Here is a 606-nt window from a genome sequence, read left to right as displayed (position 1 = left end):
GTCATGGTCTACACATGGAGGGAGCCACTCGCTTGTGTCTATCTAGGATCATTTTTGGAATTGTTTGACATATTCCATGATGCCTCTTAGAGTTCAGATGCACAAAGCACAGGATTTGTGCTCCCATGAACACACAGCGCCAGACCGCCGCAAGGCACACCGGAAAACGCATCGGCTACGTTCGGGTTTCCAGTGTTGGCCAGAATGATGCCCTGCAACTGGATGGCGTTGAGCTGGACAGGACCTTCACGGACAAGGCGAGCGGCAAGGACTCCCATCGGCCTCAGCTTCAGGCGATGCTCGACTACGTACGCGAAGGCGACCACCTGTTCGTGCACAGCATGGACCGCCTTTCACGATCCTTGAGGGACTTGCAGGACGTGGTGGAGGCGCTGACCCCAAGGGGGTGTCGGTGACGTTCATGAAGGAACGTCTCACTTTCGCCAAGGACGACAGCGATCCGATGTCGATGYTGATGCTCCAGTTGCTTGGCGCCATCGGTCAGTTCGAGCGGTCTCTGATCAAAGAACGCCAGCGCGAAGGGATAGCGATCGCGAAGGCCCAAGGGGTCTACAAGGGGCGTAAGCCGGTCCTCGACGCTGACGC

1 pseudogene is annotated in these 606 nt (G+C 57.2%); it reads left to right on the top strand.

The features are described 5' to 3' along the window. Nucleotides 1–125: 125 nt before the first annotated feature. Nucleotides 126–606: pseudogene (locus tag AC1DY5_RS58005) on the top strand (recombinase family protein); the annotation flags it as partial.

The organism is Variovorax sp. P4_D9 (assembly GCF_056401695.1).
This window is presented reverse-complemented; position numbering and strand designations above follow the sequence as displayed.